The organism is Mesorhizobium sp. M2A.F.Ca.ET.039.01.1.1, assembly GCF_003998035.1.
Taxonomy (GTDB): Bacteria; Pseudomonadota; Alphaproteobacteria; order Rhizobiales; family Rhizobiaceae; genus Mesorhizobium.
Genome location: NZ_RZRY01001072.1, coordinates 1 through 1,603, shown reverse-complemented (window position 1 = coordinate 1,603; position 1,603 = coordinate 1). Strand labels below are relative to the sequence as shown.

At 55.6% G+C, this 1,603-nt stretch carries 2 protein-coding genes; one reads left to right on the top strand and one right to left on the bottom strand.

Annotation, left to right across the window (positions count from 1 at the left end):
• Positions 1–728 (top strand): hypothetical protein (locus EOA24_RS42135; RefSeq protein WP_189354572.1); only part of this gene is annotated, 728 nt, incomplete at its 5' end.
• Positions 729–867: 139 nt separating this feature from the next.
• Here EOA24_RS42135 and EOA24_RS37325 read toward each other — a convergent pair.
• Positions 868–1,260, bottom strand: a complete 393-nt coding sequence (locus EOA24_RS37325) for a RidA family protein (protein ID WP_126081729.1) — start codon at positions 1,258–1,260, stop codon at positions 868–870.
• Between the last annotated feature and the right edge of the window lie 343 nt (positions 1,261–1,603).

Sequence of the window (1,603 nt, the reverse complement as noted above, 5' to 3'; positions counted from 1 at the left end):
CCATGATATCTGTACCGTCAGAATTGGATCGATCTGATCGAAATATCGCCGCGTTGCTACTGACCTGTTTGCCATTTGCAGGCTCTGTCGGCATCACCGATATAGAAAATATACATGTCGATGATAGCGTCATCAGGGGTGTGTCGGATTTTTGTAGAATATCAAATTCCTCCTTTAATCAGATCGACCTACGCGAGTGCGACATTTCAAACGTGACGTTTGAGAATGTGGAAGTAGCTACAGTGATCGCCAATGAAATAACCCGGTTGTCGCCAACTTTTCCTGATCCAGGAATGATACAACTGGAGGTGGAAGGGCGGCAAGAGCTTTTGGCCGGAGCAGAGGCCACTCAGTGGATAAACGCACATGGTCGAGCTAGAGATAATGAGAGTTCGGAAACTCTAGTTTCGGAAGGACTAAGAGAACATGAATTATACCGACTTCTTCAGAAGTCATGCCGAGTTATGCTGAGGCAACATTGGATAAGAAGTGACGGTGACGACTATCTAATTAAGATAGTAAAAAGTGAATTCTGGCAGACCTTAGTTGATATCCTTAGGAAGAACGATCTACTTGCCGAACGGCACGGAAAACCTGCATCAGGCCCTCCGTCAATTTTCTATCACATTCCGCATGCGCGAGAAATATTACAAGAGGACCGATCGAACGAACTGGTAACGTCCCTCTTTGCTGACCTGGAGGAAAAGGTAGCCGAATTGCGCAATTGATAAACGCGTTTCCGCACGACTCGCTCTAGACCCGACCCGTTTGACATAACGCTGGGTGCCGGTCTCGTTGGCGAAATGCAGCTGCCTGTCTATAAAGCGAAGGCGCCGTGGATCAGCGTCTTTTCGAAGAGAGAGGCCCTCACGCCACCGCCACGCACTCAATCTCGATGTCGAATTCCATCGGCCACGAAGCCACCGGCACGAAACTCCGCGCCGGTGGGTTGGTGGCAAAATACCTCGCGTAGACCCGGTTGATGGCGTTGTAGAAGCCGGAATTGACGGCGTAGATGCGCACCATCACCACCTTGTTCAGCGAGGTGCCGGCCGCTTCCAGGCAGTGTTTGAGCGCCTTCAGCGACGCCTCAGCCTGGGTCTCGATGTCGCCGCGCACCATCTCGCCGGTCACCATGTCGACCGGCGGCGTCGCCGAGATGAACACGAAGCCGTTGGCCCGCACCGCCGTCGAGCACGGCAGGCCGAGCGCGCGCACCTTCGCCGACATCACCGGCACTTCGATGACTTCCTTGTCCATGGTGGTCCTCCCTGATTTGCGAGGGAGCTTATCGCGGCGGCGAGGGAACGCCAGCCTTGCCTTCCCCCCTTGTGGGCGGGCGGTTCGGCATTTGCCGGTGGAAAGTGCGCAGCGTAGCGTTCCTTCGCCCCCCTCTCTGTCCTGCCGGACATCTCCCCCTCAAGGGGGAGATTGGCAGCTTCGGCGCCTCGCCCTTCCTGCAACGTTGGAGATTGGCGAAAGCCGGCGTGACGGCTGATCTCCCCCCTTGAGGGGGTTGAGGAGCGGTCCGCGCAGCGGACGGAAAGCCAATTGCTTGGCTTTCCGAGCGACGAAAGCCCTGAGCGACAGCGAAGGGCCGGAC